The organism is Deltaproteobacteria bacterium (genome assembly GCA_026712905.1).
Classification (GTDB): Bacteria; Desulfobacterota; Binatia; order UBA9968; family JAJDTQ01; genus JAJDTQ01.
In genome coordinates this window covers 47996-65322 of the sequence record JAPOPM010000073.1, presented here as the reverse complement: position 1 = coordinate 65322, position 17327 = coordinate 47996, and the positions used below count along the sequence as shown (strand labels likewise).

Here is a 17327-nt window from a genome sequence, read left to right as displayed (position 1 = left end):
GCTCCCTCCCTCCGGCTCAGACCGCGCCCGGCGGCAGGACGTCCGCCGCGATGCTGCCGCCGACCCTCGCGGCCGAAGCCTTCTCCGTGTCCCGCGCCAGATGCGCATAGCGCGCCGTCGTCGCCACCTTCGCATGACCCAGCAGCGCCCCGATCATCGAAAGTCCCTCGCCCAGCGCCAGCGCCCGCGAGGCGTACGAATGACGGCAGTCGTGGAGCCGCACGTCGTCGAGCCCCGCCCGCCTGCGGAGCCTCATCCAGATGGCATCGAGGTTCGCGAGACGCGTTCCGGGCTTCCGCCCCCCGATCACCCACGGGTTGTCCTTCGTCCGCGGTATCCCGGCCAGCACCGCCTCCACCGCCGGCGTGAGCGGCACGCTGCGCCATCCCGTCTTGCCGTCCCTCAGCCGAAGCTCCCCCGCCGTGTGGTCCACGTCGTCCCACCTGAGCGTCAAGACCTCGTTCCGGCGGCAGCCCGTGAGCAGCAGCAAACGGAGCGCGGGGATCGCCGGGGGGAACACCGTGCCGTCGCCCTCCGCCTCGTCGAGCACCCGGCCCAACTCGCGGTACTCCTCGGGCGTCAGGAACCGCTCGCGGCGCGACTCCCTGTAGCGGCGCACCGACCGGCACGGATTGCGCCGCCGCGGCGTCATCCCCCAGGCTTCCGCAAGCCGGAACATGTGCGCCAGCACCCCCACCGCCGCGTTCGCCTGGTAGGGCTTCTCCCGGAGCTTGTGATGGAACTCCGAGACTTGCGGGCGATCCACCTCCGAGAGCCGCAGATGGCCCAGTTCCGGCACCACATAGAGGCGCAGGATGCGTTCGAAGGCCTCCATCGTCGCGGGCCGGCAGTTCACCCGGACATGGGCCTCCATGTAGCGCTCGGCAAGGTCCGCTACCGTGGGCTCGGGGGCCGCAGGCGGAGGCACGGGCTCCAAACCGTGCTTGATGCGGTCGATGGCGAGCGCCGCCTTGCGGCGGGCGTCGTCCGGTGTCAGATTGCCGTAGCGGCCGAGCGCGAAGCGCTTCGGCCCCCCGGCCGGCTCCCGGGTCTGCACGCACCAGACCTTGCGGCCCGAGGCATACACTCGAATGCCGAAGCCCGGCAGGTCCCGGTCCCAGACCACGGTGTCGCCGGATTCCACGGTGAGCGCATCGACGGCGCGCTTGGTAAGCTTGACGGGTGGGCGCGTGGGCATGGGGCGATTTCCTCCGACCTCGGAATCTCGGAATCGGAGAAAATGCTATCAGGACCGTAATCGAAACGCAACCCTCCGGAATCGCACGGTGGAGTGTGGGGTGTCATCATCTGGCGCGGCTTGACCGGACGGCACAGGAGCATGAGTCATTCGAAATCCACAATAACCTACTGTAATATAGGGAGTTATTGCAGATCTGTCGTGATCAGGTTTGACATGGCGGCGCTTGTCCGCTATGCGAGAAATGGTGAGAAATCAGGTGAGATCACTGCACAATATATGGGTCTTTTTCGCCGTCGGCTGCGTTACGTCCCCCCGGGCCTTGACCCGGGGTCTTCCTCGCGTGGTACCCGCCACTGCTCGTCATCGCGCCTTGCCGACAACGAAAAATCCTCCGCATATTATTATGCGAATTAACAAGACACCACACTAGTCCAGTAGGCCTCGGCCCGTTCCAGGTCGTCCGGAGTGTTTACCTCCACGCCGGGTTCCGCCACGTCCACGACCCGAATACGGAAACCGTGATAGAGGGCGCGCAACTGCTCCAAACCCTCGATGAGCTCCAGTTCCGCGGCCGGCATGGCGGCGAAGCGCAGGAGAAAGTCCCGCCGGTATACATAGAGTCCCAAGTGTCGGCGCCCCCATACACCCGGTCCGGCCGACGGCTCCCGGTGGAAGGGGATGGGCGCGCGTGAAAAGTAACAGGCGAAGCCCTGTTGGTCGATCACCACCTTGACCACGTTCCGATCGAGAAACTCGTTCTCCGAGGTGATGGGGGTACACGCCGTGGCCATGGGCACGGCCGGATCCCGCAGCAGACAGTCCACGCTCGCACGGATGGTCTCCGGCTGAACGAACGGGAGGTCGCCCTGGACGTTGACGATCCACTCCGCGTCAAGGCCGGCGGCCACCTCGGCCAAGCGGTCGGTTCCGCTCACGTGCTTACCGGAGGTCATCACCGCCTCCCCGTTGAAACCCCGGACCGCGTCCAGAATTCGCCCATCGTCGGTGGCCACGAGCGTGCGCCCGACAACCGCCGCCGCCGCGGTGCTCTCGTAGACGTGCTGGATCATCGGCTTCGTGCCGATCCTGGCCAGCGGTTTCCCCGGAAACCGCGTGGACCCGTAACGCGCCGGTATGATGGCCACAACGGACATGAATGCAATGTCAACGGAGCGAGGGAATGCCTCATCGAGAGGGTGGCGGCACCCGCGAGAGGCACTAGTCCATCATATCCCCGGCCGGGCGAAGCTGTCAAATCGCGAAGGGTGATTCACACCCTCGCGCGCGAGACCTCCGTGGACCCGACCGGATCCGCCTGGGATTCCGCCGGGAAGTTGCTTTCGAGACCAAACTTCTATATGGTGGAATTATCTGTCAACTTGCCAAGTCGTAGCGAGCAGGGCAGGCAAGAACGGTTCTATGGCGAGCCCGGGAGCCGGTTTCGCCGCAAAGGAGGAGTGGAGATGGAACTGCCGAAGTGTCAGAAATGCGACAATGGCATTTTGATCCCGCTATCGGACTACGGCCAGGATGGGGCATCGGTCATGTTCAAGGCTTGGGTGTGCACCAACCCGGACTGCGGTTTCTCCCTCAGGATCGACAAGGGCGAGGTCAGCTTCGGACGCAAGGTCGACGTGAGACGCTAGACCCTATCTCCGGCTCGCAAAGAAATTCGCCAACCGCGTGATGCCGTACTGTGCCGCCGCACCGGTGGACCATTCGGCCGTGTCCCTGAAAAACGCCTTGGTGGCCTGAAGCCCGTCAAGGTCCCGGCCCGTGAGCATCTCGGTCCAACGCGTCTTCTCGTCCTCCAACTGATCCGCCGGCACCACCCGGTTCACCAGACCCTGCCGCTCGGCCTCCTCGGCACTGAGCTCGCCGCCGGTCATCACCAACTCCAGGGCCTTCTTCCGGTGGATCCAGCGACTCAGGTAGGACATGACGATGGTGGGCGGGAATCCGGCCTTGATCTCCGGAAACGCGAAGCGCGCGTCGGCCGCGGCCAGGGTCACATCGCTCTGGACCGCCACGCCGCAACCGAACCCGAACGCCCTCCCTCGTACCACCGCGAGGCTGATCCCCGGAAATGATTGCAGAAGCTCGTTGACGCGCACGATCCGGCCCAGGGCCTCGGCGAACTGCGCCGCGTTCTCCGGGCGCGGGACGTCGGGCTCACGCCCGGCGCAGAAGTCGTCTCCCCTGCCCTCGATGACCATGAGCCGGAGGGTCTTGTCGGCCGCGGCTTCCGCGAGCTTTTCCGTCAGCGCCAACATCAACTCCAGGTCGACGGCGTTTCCTTTCTCGGGGCGGTTCAGGGTCAGAGCAGCGATGTCGCCCGTCTTTTCAAGCAAAACCTTGTCGGACATTTGGCGTCTCCCCTTCGAAGGACTCTACCGGCCTCCCTTGGCCTCCTGTATGAGCGACCACAGGTATTGGGGCGTGAGCGGCAGGCGCCGGACGGCGATGCCCAGGGGGTTGAGCGCGTCCTCCACCGCGTTGGCCAGCACCGCCGGGGGCCCCACCGTGCCGGTCTCGCCGGCGCCCTTGAAGCCGCCGGGCGTGAACGGGTTGGGCGTCTCGATGTGATCCAGCACCATCTCGGGAATCTCCATGGCCGTGGGCAGGAAATAGTCCTTGAAGGTGGCCGCCAACGGCTGCCCTTCCTCGCTGTACGGCAACTCCTCGTACAGGGCGCCGCCGAAGCCGTGGGCCAGGGCGCCCACGTGCTGGCCCCTCACGATGAGCGGATTGAGCATGTTGCCGCAGTCGTGTACCGAGACGAACTTCAGGATCCTGAGCAGCCCGGTGTCCGCCTCCACCTCCACCACCGCCGCCTCGGCGTCGTAGGGGAAGCTGCTGAACATGGCCACGCGGCCGCGCTCGTCCGCCTCGAACTCGATGTTGGGATCGCGGAAGTGGTACAGCGTCTCCAACCCCGGGTCCATGCCCTCGGGCAACTGGAACGGGTAGAAATACGCGACCCGCGCAATCTCCGGAAGAGACACCGCCTCCGCCGGGCGCCCTTCCACCGAGACCTTGCCGTCGGCGAACACCAGCCCGCCCGGCGGGTGCCGCAGCATCACCGAGGCGATCTGGGTGATCTTTTCCCGTAGCGCCCGCGCCGCCAGCGTCACGGCGGTGGTACCCACCACCGAGAAGCGGCTGGAGTAGGAGCCGGAGCCGTAGGGACAGGCCAGGCTGTCTCCTTCCACCACCATGACGTCGTTGAACGACACCTGCAGCTCGTCGCCCACGAGCTGCGAGATGGAGGTGGCGTGGCCCTGGCCCTCGTCGCTGCCGCCGGGGAACACGTAGACCTTGCCGTTGGGATCCATGCGCATGCGCACGCTGTAGTAGCCGGCGTTGTAGGAACCCATGCGCGTGGAGCTCGACGGCTCGATGACCAGGCAGGTGCCGATACCGAGGTAGCGGCCCGCGGCCACCGCTTCTTTCTGGGCGTTGCGCCAGTGGTCTACGTCCAGCAGCTCCAACGCCCTGTCCAGGGCCTCCCCGTAGCGGCCGCTGTCGTAGCGCGGGCCGGTGACGGAGCGGTAGGGGAAGGCATCCGGGGGGATGAAGTTGCGCCGGCGTACCTCCACCGGGTCGAGGCCGAGGTTCGCGGCGATGCGATCCACCATGCGCTCGATGACGAAGCAGGCTTCCGACTTCCCGAAGCCCCGGTGCGCGCCGTAAGGCGTCTTGTTGGTCACCACCCCTTGGACCTGTCCCTCGTAGTTGGCGATCTGGTAGGCCCCGGGCACGAACATGCCTGTGGTGACGATGGAGGCCAGCCCGCCGGTGGGATAGGCCGCGCCGATGTTGGCCACGATACGGTCCTTGACCCCCAGGATGGTGCCGTCCCGGCGCACCGCCGCCTCGATGTGATGGGTCTGCTCGCGCGCGTGGATGGTGCCGGTCATGTGCTCGCGCCGGGTCTCCACCCACTTCATCGGGCGGTTCGTGAGGATCGACAGCAGCGGCACCAGGATCTCTTCCGGGTAGAAGGCCCACTTCTGTCCGTAGCCGCCGCCGATGCGCCGGAACATCACGTGCACCTTGAGCTCCGGCAGCGCGATGGTGTTCTCCACCAGCGTGCCGATGGCGTGGCCGATCTGGGTCGTGCTCCACAGGCCCAGGGTCTTGACGCTCGCGTCGTAATCGGCCACCACCGCGCGGGTCTCTATGGGGGTACCGGTGAAACGGCCGCTGTGGATGGTCTCGCTGACGATGACCTCGGCTTCCTTGAACGCGGCGTCCACGTCGCCGCCGGACACCCGGAACGTCAGCATGACGTTGTCGTCCCAGTCCTCGTACAGGCGCTCAGAGCCGGGCTCCATGGCGGTGGCCGAGTCCACCACCGGCGGCAGCGGGTCGAGTTCCACTTCGATCAGGTCCAGCGCGTCCTCGGCGATGTAGCGGTCCGTGGCCACCACCGCGGCCACGGGCTCGCCCACGAAGCGCACCTTGTCCCACGCCAGGCAGTAGTGGTCGAAAAACTTGATGGTGGGGTTGCCGCGCCGGAACGGGTCCCGGCTCTGGAACGGGAACGGCGACAGCGGATTCACGTAGCCCAACTGCCGCACCTGCTCGCCGGTCAGCCCGGTCACCACGCCGGGCAGCGCCAGCGCCTTGGACAGGTCCACGCTACGGATGCGCGCGTGGGCGGCGGGGCTCCGGTACACCGCCACGTGCAGCATGTCCGGCAACTCGATGTCGAAGGTGTAGCGCGCCTGACCCCGGAGGATGTCCGGGTCCTCCTTGCGCGGGACCGGAGTGCCCACCAGGGGCGGGCGCGGAGCGACGCTCATGGGGTCCCTCCCTTGGGATCCAGCCGGCGCGCCGCCAACCGCACCGCCTCGATCACGGGCACGTAGCCGGTGCAACGGCACAGGTTGCCGATGATCCCCTCGCGTATCTCGTCCACCGAAGGGGCGGGATTGTGCGCCAGCAGGGCGTGCGCCGACATGACCATACCCGAGGTGCAGAAGCCGCACTGGAGCGCGTGCGCCTCCTGAAAGGCCGCCTGCAGCGGATTCAACTCGCTCCCCTCGGCGAGTCCCTCGATGGTGGTCACCTCGCGCCCGTCCGCCTGCACCGCCAGGAAGGTGCAGGACTTGGCGCTCCTGCCGTCCATGACGATGGTGCACGAGCCGCAGTTGCTGGTGTCGCAGCCGTAACGCGTGCCCTTGAGGCCGACCACGTCGCGGATATAGTCCACCAGCAGCATGCGCGGCGGGGCCTCGCCCTCGTGCGCGACGCCGTTGATGGTGATGCGGATCTTCGCCTTATCGGACATGGAAATACCCTGCACGGCCGGCCCCGGTTCCGTGGCCAACGGCCATGCGGCTTCTCCCTCTAACGGACATGACCGCCCTTCACGTTCTCGCCCTGACGGCGTCGCAGCGCGACGTCCACGGCTTTCTTGAACAACGCCCCGCACACCGCGCGCTTGTAGTCGCTCGACCCGCGCACGTCCGCCAGCGGGCTCGCCGCTTCCATGACTCGCTCGGCCGCGGCCTCCACCACCTCCGGAGACAACGTTTGCCCGCGCAGGGCTTCCTCGGCCGCGCCCGCCTTGATGGGCGTCAGACCCGCCGCCCCCAACGCCACGCCGGCCTTCGTGCAGTTCCCCGCGCCGTCCAGCTCGAACTGCACCGCCACGCTGGCCACCGCGAAATCCCCGGCCCGGCGCTCCATCTTGAGATAGGCCCACGCGCTGCCACCTGACGGCACGGGCACGTGAAGCTCGGTAACCACCTCGTCGTCCGCCAGCACCGTCGTATAGGCGTCCACGAAGAACGCCGCCGCATCCACCACCCGGACGCCCGACGGCCCGGTGCACTCCACCTGACCCTCCAACGCCTGAACCACCGGACCCCAGTCCCCCGCCGGGTCCGCCTCCGCCAACGCCCCACCCAAGGTCCCCCAGCCCCTCACCTGCGCGTCACCGATGACCCCCGCCGCTTCCGTCATCAGCGGCAGCTTCTCCCGGACGACCGCGGAGGCGCCCACCTGCGCGTGGGTGGCCAGCGCGCCGATGCGCACCACCCCAGCCGCGTCGTCGACGCGCACGTCCGACAACCCGCCGACGCGCCCGATGTCGATGACATGGGTCGGCTGCACCAGCCGCAGCTTCATCAGCGGTACGAGACTCTGCCCGCCGGACAACAGCTTGCCCCCCTCCCCCGAACGCTGGAGGAGTTCGATGGCGTGATCCAAGGATTCAGCGACGGTGTAATCGAAGGCGGCGGGGTACATGGCGTAGGTGGTATGGAACGACGACGCGACCAAGGCTGACTTCGCAACCCTCGTCCAACGCGAATGCGCCAGTTGATAACGCAACCCTCGTCACGAGTCAAATCTTTGGCGACAGACGAGCAGAGAATTCCGTTTTCATCTCGTCGAGGCCCCGCGAAAGCGAGAAGACAACGAGCAGGTGAACCCGGGACTTTCCCGGCTTGGCACGACCAACCGAACGTGGAAGACTTGAGGCATGAACAACCCTCAAGAGATACGACGTCAACGTGGACGGCAAAGAGACGACATGTTGCCGATCAGACATAAAGACAATCAAATGATGGGCTGCTACCCTTGACAACGACCGAACGCAATCATATGATTCCCATGAATGAACCCCTCGCGACTTCCCGGAGTGGACTTTGCCTGTAGACGAGGCAACACGACATCATTTGATCGTGCTCGCCAAGCGAAAGGACGCTCGTCGCAAAGACTTCACCCCCGTTCGCCCAACGGACTGGCGACCTCGACAGGTGCGCAACCCGAACGGATTGCTGGACACGCACTTTTCAGACTCCGCCGCATGGGACCTGATTGCCTCCAAGATTGAGGAGGGTCATCCTGTGGAAGAGATCAGATTGGACAAACCGCCTGGAGCAACGGGCTACGTCATGTTGGTCGATCTGGAACCTGGGCAACCCCAACTCTACATCAAACTTCAACTGGGTTCCGGGCAGATCATTGGACGAAGCTTTCACTATTCGGAACCGAACGACTGAGGGAACCTGGAATGGATTTGGCAAAGACGACGCCGAGAGAAGGCAGCCAACGCAATCTTCAGTGCCCATTGTGCGGCAGAGACACGGTGACCACCACCATGCACTGCCATACTTTCGACTATGGGACAGGGGCGTCAGCGATTGAATTGACCGTGGAGTTGCCCGTGCGCCGCTGCGCGCCCTGCGACTACGAGTATCTGGACGAGGTTGCCGAGGACCTGGAACACGAAGCGGTCTGCAAACACTTTGGCGTGCTCGCCCCGCATGAGATCCGCCGCATCAGGGAGGACCACGGGATGACGCGGGCCAAGTTTGCCGAAGTCACGGGCCTGGGAAAAGCGTCGCTGAATCGCTGGGAAAAGGGCATCAACATCCAGACCCACGCATACGACAGGTACCTCCGGCTACTGGCATTGCCAGGAATGCTGGAACGCCTCATGGATATCATCAAGCCAGGCAAGTCTGCGACTGAAGCGACGCCGATCACTGGCGAACGACGGTTTCGGACGTTGAAGGTCTCCGACAAGTTGCGCAGCGACCAAGAAAACTTCAGGTTGCTTAAGGTGGCCTGACGCCATGTACTTGACCTCCTTCTACTCCTTCAAGGGTGGCGTCGGCCGCTCCATGGCCTTGGTGAACGTGGCCGTGGAACTGGCCAACCGGGGACGCGCCGTGCTTGTCGTGGATTTCGACCTGGAAGCTCCCGGACTTGATACCTTCGACGTCACCACACCACGGGATCCGGTTCCAGGAATGGTTGACTTCGTCAGCGAATACCTGGATTCGGGTCAGGCCCCAGACGCCGCTCGTTTTGTTAGTGAGACGCCCGCCGATTTCGGTGACGCCGGAGGCAGATTGTGGATCATGCCGTCCGGCCGGCACGCAACATACGCGCAACGACTCAATCAGATCGACTGGGGCACGCTCTATGCGGAACGCGACGGCTACCTGCTGTTCGAGGATCTCAAGGAGCAATGGAGACAAGCCATCAACCCCGACTACGTTCTGATCGACTCGCGCACCGGACATACCGACATCGGCGGCATTTGCACCCGCCAGCTTCCAGACGCGGTCGTAATCCTGTTCTTTCCCAACGAACAGAACCTGCGTGGGCTGACACGGGTGGTCCGGGAACTAAGAAGCGAAGCCGAGGAACCGCGCAACAAGAACATCGAACTCCACTTCGTCATGTCGAACGTCCCGGACCTGGACGACGAGGACAGGATTCTCGACGATAAGATCAAGGCGTTCCAAAAGCAACTCCGCTTCCGGCGTGAGCCATTGATGATTCACAGGTACGACAGCCTCTCGTTGCTGAACCAGGTCGTGTTCACAAAGGACCGCCCAAGAAGCCGCCTCGCGCAGGAGTACGTAGAGTTGGTCCGCGAGATCTCCCGACGCAACTCGAACGACCGTGACGGGGCATTGGACTACATACACCGAGCCACGGGCAGACTACGAATCCGGGGCGAGTCCATACAGACAAGAGATGAGATGCTCGATAAAATCGAGAAGGCGCATCCGACCGACGGCGAGGTCCTGTACCGGCTTGCGGGACTCCGCGAACACGACGGTGAAACAGCTTTGGCCGGCGCGCTCGCGTCACGCGCAATCGAAGCAGGATATGCCGAGCCGGAAGTATTTCTGCAACGGTCGCGGAGTCGCGCTCAATGTAACGACAACGTCGGCGCAGAGCAGGACGCCCTGGAAGTGCTGCAATCCCATCAACTTCCTCCCCCCATCGTACGGGAGGCCATATCACGAATAAGGTCACAAGCACCGGAACGAGTCGCCAACGCCGTCGCGGTGACATCGTTGGAACCGCACGACCAGATGTGGCTTGCGGACGGTCTGGACCGTTCTTTCGGGACCATGCGCATCGCCATCCCGATTTGGGAACGGCTCATCGAGAGCGCAGAACTTTCGCCGACCCGGCGCGAGCATGCACGGCTACAGTTGATCCTGTGCCATATCGGAACCGGCGGATTCTCCAATGCCATGAGAATACTTGAAGGTCATGACAAGTCGATCAAGGATATGACCATCCAGGACGCTTTCAATTTTGGGATGGCATCATGGGGCAACACCGGGGAGCTAACGAAAGCAGCCTTCTCACACGTAGTTGAACTGGACGAAGCGGCAGTGACTTCGGACAAGGGCGCCAACTACTTTCAGTGCATGGCAATCGCCTACTGGGCTACCGGCGACCGGAGCGAAGCGACCCGATACGCAGACGAGGCAGAACGTGCGCTCGATGCGATGCGCTGGGCTTTCGAGTTCAGTTGCTGGCGTTACTGTCGCGTGAGTGCCGCCGTCTTCGTTGCGGATTTGGAAGAAATCCGTTCACTTGTCAGAGGCGAGAACCCACCAACGCCGCCGTTCATGAACGCCCCGGAACGGGCGGATGGGTCAATCGCCAACCATTATTCAGGATAAACGGCGCACGTGGACCACGGCGTGTCTCGGAACTATCTGGAGGCAGGAGGTAACCGTTACGCGTTGCCCACACGCATGATCGACATTCGATCCCTTACTGTTACGAGCATGCAGTGGCACCAGGACCACTTGTGGCTCGCGTGCGCCGACAAGTCCATGGTGGTGGTGTACGATCCCGTCCACGAATCATGCGACGAGGTCCTATCGCTGCCGGGGGTCCGGCACGTGTGCCCATCCCGCGAGGGCCTGTGGCTCATCGCCGGCGGCGGTCGGCTGGGACAGCAACTGCTGCTTTGGTCTCCCGAAACGAATCGGTTGTTGCGCCGTTTCGACTGCCCGGACGGCGCGGCCTCCGGCGTCACGGTCGTGAACGGCAAGCTGTGGCTGAGTCACCGGCGCAACCGCAAGCTCTTCTGCCTGGACCCGGAGAAGGGCCGCAACCTGTGGACCATCCGCATGGACCACCAAGTCCTGAGCCCCACCTCGTACGGCGACGAGTTCTGGTGCGTCGAATGCGACCCCGGACCCCTCGGGGACTGGAGCGATGAGCGCCAGGCGGCCTACGCCTTTCTCCGCTACGATCCGGCGCGCGAACAGGTCGTGGAGCGCATACCCGTCTCTTTTCGTCCGGCGTGTCTGGCCTTGAACGGCGCGCAATTCTGGTATGCCCTGGATGACGAAGCCGGGGTTCGCTCGCAGGCCAGGCCAGCGTCCTAGCCTCGTGAGGTACTAACGTCCCGGAACGTCATTCCCGCGGAACAGGCCGTGTCAAAACTCCAGTTGGATGAGAACGGGCACCCACGCCCCGAATCGTCATTCCCGCGGAAGCGGGAATCCAGGCGGGGTGTGGCGGGGGATACGCCCGTTTGCCCCCACCCCACCCATGGATTCCCGCTTCCGCGGGAATGACGATTCAGGGGTTTGCACCATTTCCTGTTCAAGCGCTCCCCTCCGCCGGCTACTTCCGGCAATGGCACGACGAAGCGATCTCCACGTCGCTTCGGGCAAGGGCCGCCGCCAGCGACGGCGCCACGGCGGCCGCCTCGCGGTCGCGGCCCAGGCGTTGCAGGCACTCGTGGCGGCCGTGCAGGCTCCAGACGTTTTCGCGGTTCTGCAGGCAGCGTCTGACGGTGTCGTCGAGGCCGAGGTCGGCGCGGTAGACCTGCTCGGCCTCCGCCACTTGGCCTTGCTCCAGGAGCAGGGCGCCGAGGGCGTGGCGGGGCGGATGCATCCACGGCCAGGGCTCGCTGTAGCGCAGGCGGTCGTTCAGGCGGACGGCCGCTCGCAGGTGGGCGAAGCCGGCCTCGTGGTCGCCCCGGTGGTAGGCCATTTCCCCGTAGAGCATTTCCCGGGCCACGGCCATGACGTTGGGCGCGGTGTCGTTGGCGTAGATGCGGTCCTCCGGCAGAGCGGCGTAGCCGGCATCGAAGCGCGCGCGTTCCCGGTCGGCCGCCTCGAACTCGCCGAGGGCGGCGTGGGCAACCCCCTTGGCGTAGAAGGCCATGAGGGTCGTGGTCACGTAGAGCTCGGGGTGCGGGGGCATCGGGGCGTCCACGATTTCGCGCCAGCGCCCGAAGCGCACGGGCACGTGGACCGTTCCGGAACGGAAGTAATCCAGGGCCTGGACGAGGGTGGGCCGGTCCTGACGGAGCAGCTCCGGGGTCACCGCCTCTTCGATCTTCCGCGCCGCCTCGGTCGCCGCGCCGTGATCCCCCAGCAGCATCGCCGCGTTCATCATGGCGTGGAGGTGGTGGCAGCGGGCGGTGGTGTAGAAGTTGAACGGACCCGCGCGGCGCGCGTACTTCTCGTCGGCGGCCGCCGCCTTCCGGCTCACCTCCAGCGCATCCGCGTGGCGGCCGCACTGGAAGTAGATGTGCGTTGGCATGTGGTTGAGGTGGCCGTTGTCGGAACACAGGCCGCGCAATTGGTCGGCCGCGGCGAGGGCGTGCTCGGGGATCCGCGACATCTCCATCACGTGGATGAACATGTGCAGCATGCCCGGATGCGGCGGCTGCCCTCGGTCGCGCCGTTCTCGCATGCCCGCTTCGAGCACTTCCCGGGCTTCCAGCGTGTCGGCGCCGTCCGCGGGTTTGCCCGTGTCGAGGTCCCATAGCTGCCAGGGCGTGCGCGTAATGAGGGCCTCGGCGAAGAAAGCGGCCACGTCCGAATCATCGGGGAACCGGCGATGGACGCCGCGCATGGCGGCGGCGAACGCGTCGTCCCACGCCGAGAACTCCTCCACCGGACCCGCCGCCTCGCGCGGATACCGCACCGGCAACGCCTCGATGAGCGCGCGCTCGATGGGGGTCGCGCTCTGGCGCCGTGCCATGGCCGCCTCGGTGGCGGCAAAGCACGTGGCGAGGGCCGTTTGGCGCTCCGCTTCGCCCTGCCACTGCCAGGGCAGGTTGATGAACGGCCCGGCGGCAAAAGCCTCGCCCCAGAAGGCCATGGCGCAGGACGGGTCGGCGCGTAGCGCCTCCCGGAAGCAGTGCGCCGCCTCCTCGCGGTTGAAGCCGTAGAGCCATAGAAGCCCACGGTCGAACCAGCGTTGGGCGTCGCGGTTGTCGGTGGTGACTCGCCGGGCATGGGCGCCGAGGTCGAATTCGTAGCTCACGTCATACCGTCCTGGCGTCGTGCGTCATGGTCTCGCATGAATCACTGACTGCTGCGTTACGTGACCCCGGGCTTTGACCCGGGGTCTTTCTCGCGTGGTGCCCGCCACCGGGGCGACCGCAGGTCGCCCCTACAAGTCATCGCGCCTTGCCGACGACAAAAATGCCCTCGCGGTTTCATCAAGCTATTTGTGACACAGGACACTAGTGCCGCCGAACGCGCGGGTCCAGCGCATCGCGCAGCCCGTCGCCCATGTAGTTCACGCTCAATACGGTAAGGGAGATCGCCAGGCCCGGCCAGAGCACCCGCGCGGGAGCGATCTCGATGAACGGGACGCCGTCGAACAGCAGCCGGCCCCAGGTGGGGAAATCGGACGGGAAGCCCAGGCCCAGGAAGCTCAGGGCGCTCTCCGTGATGATGGCGTTGGCGATGCCCAGGGTGGCGGCGACGGTGATGGGACTCAGGGCGTTGGGCAAGACGTGCCGCAGGATGATGTAGCGTGGGGCGGCACCCACGCCGCGGGCGGCGATGACAAACTCGCGCTCCTTGACGGCCAGCACCTCGCCGCGCACCAGCCGAGCGGTCTGCATCCAACTCGTCAGGCCGATGACCGCCACGATCAGGATGAAGATGCCGGCCTCGGGTCCCAGGGCCGCGCGCAGCGGATCCCGGAACAGCATGATGCCCACCAGCAGCAGCGGCAGCACCGGCAACGCCAGGAACAGGTCGGTGAAGCGCATGAGCGGACCGTCGAACCGGCGGAAGAACCCGGCCATGACGCCTACGAAGGTGCCGAGCGTCAACGACAGGACCATGGCGGCGACCCCCACGGCCAGGGAGATCTGTCCGCCCGCCAGCACCCGCGCCAGCGTGTCGCGGCCGAGGTTGTCGGTTCCCATAGGATGCGCCAGCGAAAAGCCCTGGTTCCGCGACAGGTAGTCGAGATACTGGGGATCGACACCGTAGACCGCGGCGCCTAGCAACACCGCCAGCGCCGTCAACGCGAACACGGCGGCGCCGGCCACCGCGCCCTTGTGGCGCCGGAACTGCTGCCACACGCCATGGGCGGGCGGGCGATGTTCGGGTGCGCCGGTCATGAGATCCGCCGAGGCGTCAATCATAGCGAATCCTCGGATCCAGCACGCCGTAGAGCACGTCCGCCACGAGGTTGAACCCTACGATCAGCACCGCGAATATGAAGGTCACCGTCTGGACCGTGGGAATGTCGCCGCCCTCGATGGCGCCGATGAGCAACTGGCCGACGCCGTTGATGCGGAAGATCTGCTCGGTGATGATGGCCCCGGCGAAGGTCGTGGGCAGCCCGAGGGCGATGACCGTCACCACCGGGATCAGGCTGTTGCGCAGCACGTGGACGAGTATGACGCTGCGTTCGGCCACCCCTTTGGCCCGGGCCGTGCGCACGTAGTCCTGGTTCAGGTTCTCGAGCACCGACGAGCGGGTGAAGCGGCTGAGCTGGGCCGCGTTGAAGAGCCCGAGCACCATCACCGGCATCACCATCTGGCGCACCTGGACGAAAAGGCTCTCCAGGTCCGTGACCCGGTGGGTGGTATCATAGATGGACGGGAACCAATCGAGCCACACGCTGAAGACCACGATGAGGACGGTCCCGGTGAAGAAGGTCGGCACCGAGAACCCCACCATGGTGATGAAAGTGCCTGCCTGGTCGAAGACCGAGTACTGCCGGTAGGCGGAATAGACACCCACCGGCACGGCGATGAGCATCGCGACGATGTAGGAGATGCCGACGACGGTCAGGGTCTGCGGAAGGCGCGACGCGATCAGGTCCACCACCGGCGCGCGCGTGGCCCAGGAACGCACCCGCAGGCGCCCGGCGGAGTCGCCGATCTCGATGCCCCACATCCGCTCCAACAGGTTGAGGGGCTCGTTCACCAGGAACTGGTCGAGCCACTTGATGTAGCGGATGTGGAACGGCTGCCCGAGACCCAGGCTCTCGCGGATGGCTTGCCGGGTCTCGGGCGGGATGGTCGGCGGAAGCTGGGCCGTGGGGTCACTAGGGGCGAGGTCCAGCAGCGCGAAAACGATGAAGCTGATGACCAGGAGCGTCGGGATCGCGAAGAGCAGGCGTCTGGCCACGTACCGTGCCATGGGCGCTCACTCGTGCGGGCTCTACTTCCGCCGGTGCCACTCTTGGATGTTCCACTGCAAGGCGTCCCAGGCATTGATCCGCACCCCGCCCAGGGAGAGCGCGTGCGCGCCCACCTCGCCGCGGTGGACCAGCGGGATCAACGCGCCGTAGTCCATCAGCATGTCATTCAGGCGCCTGGCGATGGCCGCACGCTTCTCGATGCCCGCGGTCTCGGCCAACTGCGCCGCGAGCTTTTCGTATTCCGCATCGCAGTAGCGCGGCATGTTGTTGCCTATCCACTGGTTGTCGGGTCCGGGGATCTCCTTGCACAGCCAGCCCTGCAAGTAGGCCTGGGGATCGGTGCCGTTGAACTGGTTGGCGTACATCTGGATGTCGGCGTAGAACTTCTGGTAGGTGTCCGGGCTCCCCGGGTCGCTGCCGAAGAACACCGAAGCGCTGATGTTCTTAAGCTCGGTTTCGACGCCGATCTGCCGCCACATCTGCTTGATCAGCGCCTGGGCGCCCTGGCGCACGGAATTGGTGGAGGTCTGGTACAGGATCGAAAGGCGCACCCCGTTTTTGGCGCGGATGCCGTCGGAGCCGCGCACCCAGCCCGCTTCGTCCAGCAGCTTGTTGGCGGCCGCGACGTCCTGGGTCTTGCACCAGTCGTTGGCCGTAGAGGCGTACACCGGCGGCGCCGGCAGGACGTTGCAGGTCACCCGGCCCGCCTGGCCGTAGCCGGCCTCCACCAGGATGTTGCGGTCGATGGCCAGGGAAAGGGCGCGCCGCACGGCCGGGTCCGAGAGGAAGGGGTGCGGGTTCTTGCCGTCCTGGTAGGTGGACCGCTTGTCGCCCAGGGCCGGATCGGGATTGGAGAGCTGCACGATCAGCCGCTCCACCAGGGTGCCGAAGGCCGACACCACCTTGCCCTTGCCTGCCTTTTCCATTGCGCCGAGGATCTCGGGCTCCACCTGGAGGTTCCAAGCGTAGTCGAACTCCCCTGTTTCAAGTACCGCCCGGGCGGCCGACACGGCGTCGCCGCCGCCCTTCACCAAAATCGACGCAAAGGCCGGCTGGTCCGGGTTGCGGTAGCGTTCGTTCATCTCGTAGCGCACCACGTCGTTGGGCCGGAACTCCTTCACCTTGAAGGGGCCGGTGCCGATGGGGCCGAAGTTCTGATCCGTGCACTCGGGCGCCTTGGCTCCCAGGCAGCCCTCGAACTGCTTCTTCTGGATCACCGGGCAGGTGGAGCCCACGAACGGCGCGTAGGGGAACGGCATCGGTACGGTGAAGGAGATCCGTACGGTGTGGTCGTCCACCGCCTCCACCGCGGCCACGTTCTCGAACCGGGGCGCGGCGTTGCAGCCCCCGTCCGGATGCATGCAGTAGGCCGCCGTGAATTCAACGTCGGCGGCGGTGAACGGCGTCCCGTCGGACCAGGTGACGTCCTTCCGGAGCTTCCATGTGACGGACTTGAGGTCGGCCGCGATGCCGCCGTTCTCAACGGTGGGGATCTCCGCCGCCAGCGCCGGAACCATGTTGGCGCTGTCGTCGTAGCGTGCCAGCGGCTCGATGACGAACGCCGCGGCGTGGATGTCCTTGGTCCCCCCGGAGAGGAACGGGTTCGGGACCGAGGGCGCCTGCCAGTAGAGCATCTTCAACTCGCCGTCGGCGCCGCGTTGCGCGTAGGCCGCGGTGGCGAACACGGCCAGGACGGCCGCCATCAGCATCAAACCGCGAAGTTTCGACATCACACGTACCTCCTCGCCTGAATGCACCCGTTGCGATTATAGAGAATCAATTTTGACATGGGTAGAGGCGAACCGGCACAAAAGTACCCGTTGACCCATTCCCGACCGCAAGTCGAGTGTGCCAGTACCGGGAGGAACGAACAAGTTACCGGAACGCCGGGTCACGCACACACCCACCAATAGGCGCACGCCGCGGGCACTTT

15 protein-coding genes are annotated in these 17327 nt (G+C 65.3%); 5 read left to right on the top strand and 10 right to left on the bottom strand.

The window, feature by feature from the left end; translation table 11 throughout:
* Positions 1–16: 16 nt before the first annotated feature.
* Complete coding sequence (locus OXF11_05750) at positions 17–1198, bottom strand: site-specific integrase (protein MCY4486607.1); 1182 nt, start codon at positions 1196–1198, stop codon at positions 17–19.
* A gap of 413 nt (positions 1199–1611) precedes the next feature.
* Positions 1612–2355, bottom strand: coding sequence for a 3-deoxy-manno-octulosonate cytidylyltransferase (gene kdsB / locus OXF11_05745; protein ID MCY4486606.1), 744 nt, complete (start codon positions 2353–2355; stop codon positions 1612–1614).
* A gap of 309 nt (positions 2356–2664) precedes the next feature.
* Between kdsB and OXF11_05740 the strand changes: the two genes are divergently transcribed.
* Entirely contained in the window at positions 2665–2847 is a 183-nt protein-coding gene (locus OXF11_05740; protein MCY4486605.1) for a hypothetical protein, read from the top strand.
* A 3-nt stretch (positions 2848–2850) separates the two neighbouring features.
* Here the strand turns inward: OXF11_05740 and OXF11_05735 are convergent, their stop codons facing one another.
* Genes OXF11_05735 through OXF11_05720 form a run of 4 tightly spaced genes read right to left on the bottom strand, consistent with a single transcriptional unit; the run spans position 2851 to position 7492 of the window.
* Positions 2851–3567 carry an enoyl-CoA hydratase/isomerase family protein gene (locus OXF11_05735; protein MCY4486604.1) on the bottom strand — a complete coding sequence of 239 codons (717 nt, stop codon included), beginning with the start codon at positions 3565–3567 and terminating at the stop codon, positions 2851–2853.
* 24 nt (positions 3568–3591) lie between these two features.
* Positions 3592–6009: a xanthine dehydrogenase family protein molybdopterin-binding subunit gene (locus OXF11_05730; GenBank protein ID MCY4486603.1), complete on the bottom strand. Its 2418-nt coding sequence runs from the start codon at positions 6007–6009 to the stop codon at positions 3592–3594.
* Positions 6006–6497 (bottom strand): (2Fe-2S)-binding protein, encoded by a 492-nt coding sequence (locus tag OXF11_05725; GenBank protein ID MCY4486602.1) that lies wholly within the window; start codon positions 6495–6497, stop codon positions 6006–6008. Before OXF11_05725 ends, OXF11_05730 begins: the two co-directional genes overlap by 4 nt.
* Positions 6498–6556: 59 nt before the next feature.
* A complete protein-coding gene (locus tag OXF11_05720) occupies positions 6557–7492 on the bottom strand; it encodes a xanthine dehydrogenase family protein subunit M (GenBank protein ID MCY4486601.1) in 936 nt (311 codons plus the stop codon).
* Between the two features lie 398 nt (positions 7493–7890).
* Here OXF11_05720 and OXF11_05715 point away from each other — a divergent pair, with 398 nt between their 5' ends.
* From OXF11_05715 to OXF11_05700, 4 genes are all read left to right on the top strand, one after another.
* Complete coding sequence (locus OXF11_05715) at positions 7891–8217, top strand: hypothetical protein (protein ID MCY4486600.1); 327 nt, start codon at positions 7891–7893, stop codon at positions 8215–8217.
* A gap of 11 nt (positions 8218–8228) precedes the next feature.
* A complete protein-coding gene (locus tag OXF11_05710) occupies positions 8229–8789 on the top strand; it encodes a helix-turn-helix domain-containing protein (GenBank protein ID MCY4486599.1) in 561 nt (186 codons plus the stop codon).
* A gap of 4 nt (positions 8790–8793) precedes the next feature.
* On the top strand, positions 8794–10653 hold the full coding sequence (locus OXF11_05705) for an AAA family ATPase (GenBank protein ID MCY4486598.1): 1860 nt from the start codon (positions 8794–8796) through the stop codon (positions 10651–10653).
* A 75-nt stretch (positions 10654–10728) separates the two neighbouring features.
* Entirely contained in the window at positions 10729–11370 is a 642-nt protein-coding gene (locus tag OXF11_05700; protein MCY4486597.1) for a hypothetical protein, read from the top strand.
* A 241-nt stretch (positions 11371–11611) separates the two neighbouring features.
* Here the strand turns inward: OXF11_05700 and OXF11_05695 are convergent, their stop codons facing one another.
* The 4 genes from OXF11_05695 to OXF11_05680 all read right to left on the bottom strand — a co-directional run bounded on the left by OXF11_05695 (position 11612) and on the right by OXF11_05680 (position 17124).
* Positions 11612–13267 carry a hypothetical protein gene (locus tag OXF11_05695; protein MCY4486596.1) on the bottom strand — a complete coding sequence of 552 codons (1656 nt, stop codon included), beginning with the start codon at positions 13265–13267 and terminating at the stop codon, positions 11612–11614.
* A gap of 202 nt (positions 13268–13469) precedes the next feature.
* Positions 13470–14363, bottom strand: coding sequence for an ABC transporter permease (locus OXF11_05690; GenBank protein MCY4486595.1), 894 nt, complete (start codon positions 14361–14363; stop codon positions 13470–13472).
* Positions 14364–14379: 16 nt separating this feature from the next.
* Entirely contained in the window at positions 14380–15393 is a 1014-nt protein-coding gene (locus OXF11_05685) for an ABC transporter permease (GenBank protein MCY4486594.1), read from the bottom strand.
* A 21-nt stretch (positions 15394–15414) separates the two neighbouring features.
* On the bottom strand, positions 15415–17124 hold the full coding sequence (locus OXF11_05680; protein MCY4486593.1) for a peptide ABC transporter substrate-binding protein: 1710 nt from the start codon (positions 17122–17124) through the stop codon (positions 15415–15417).
* Positions 17125–17327: the final 203 nt, after the last annotated feature.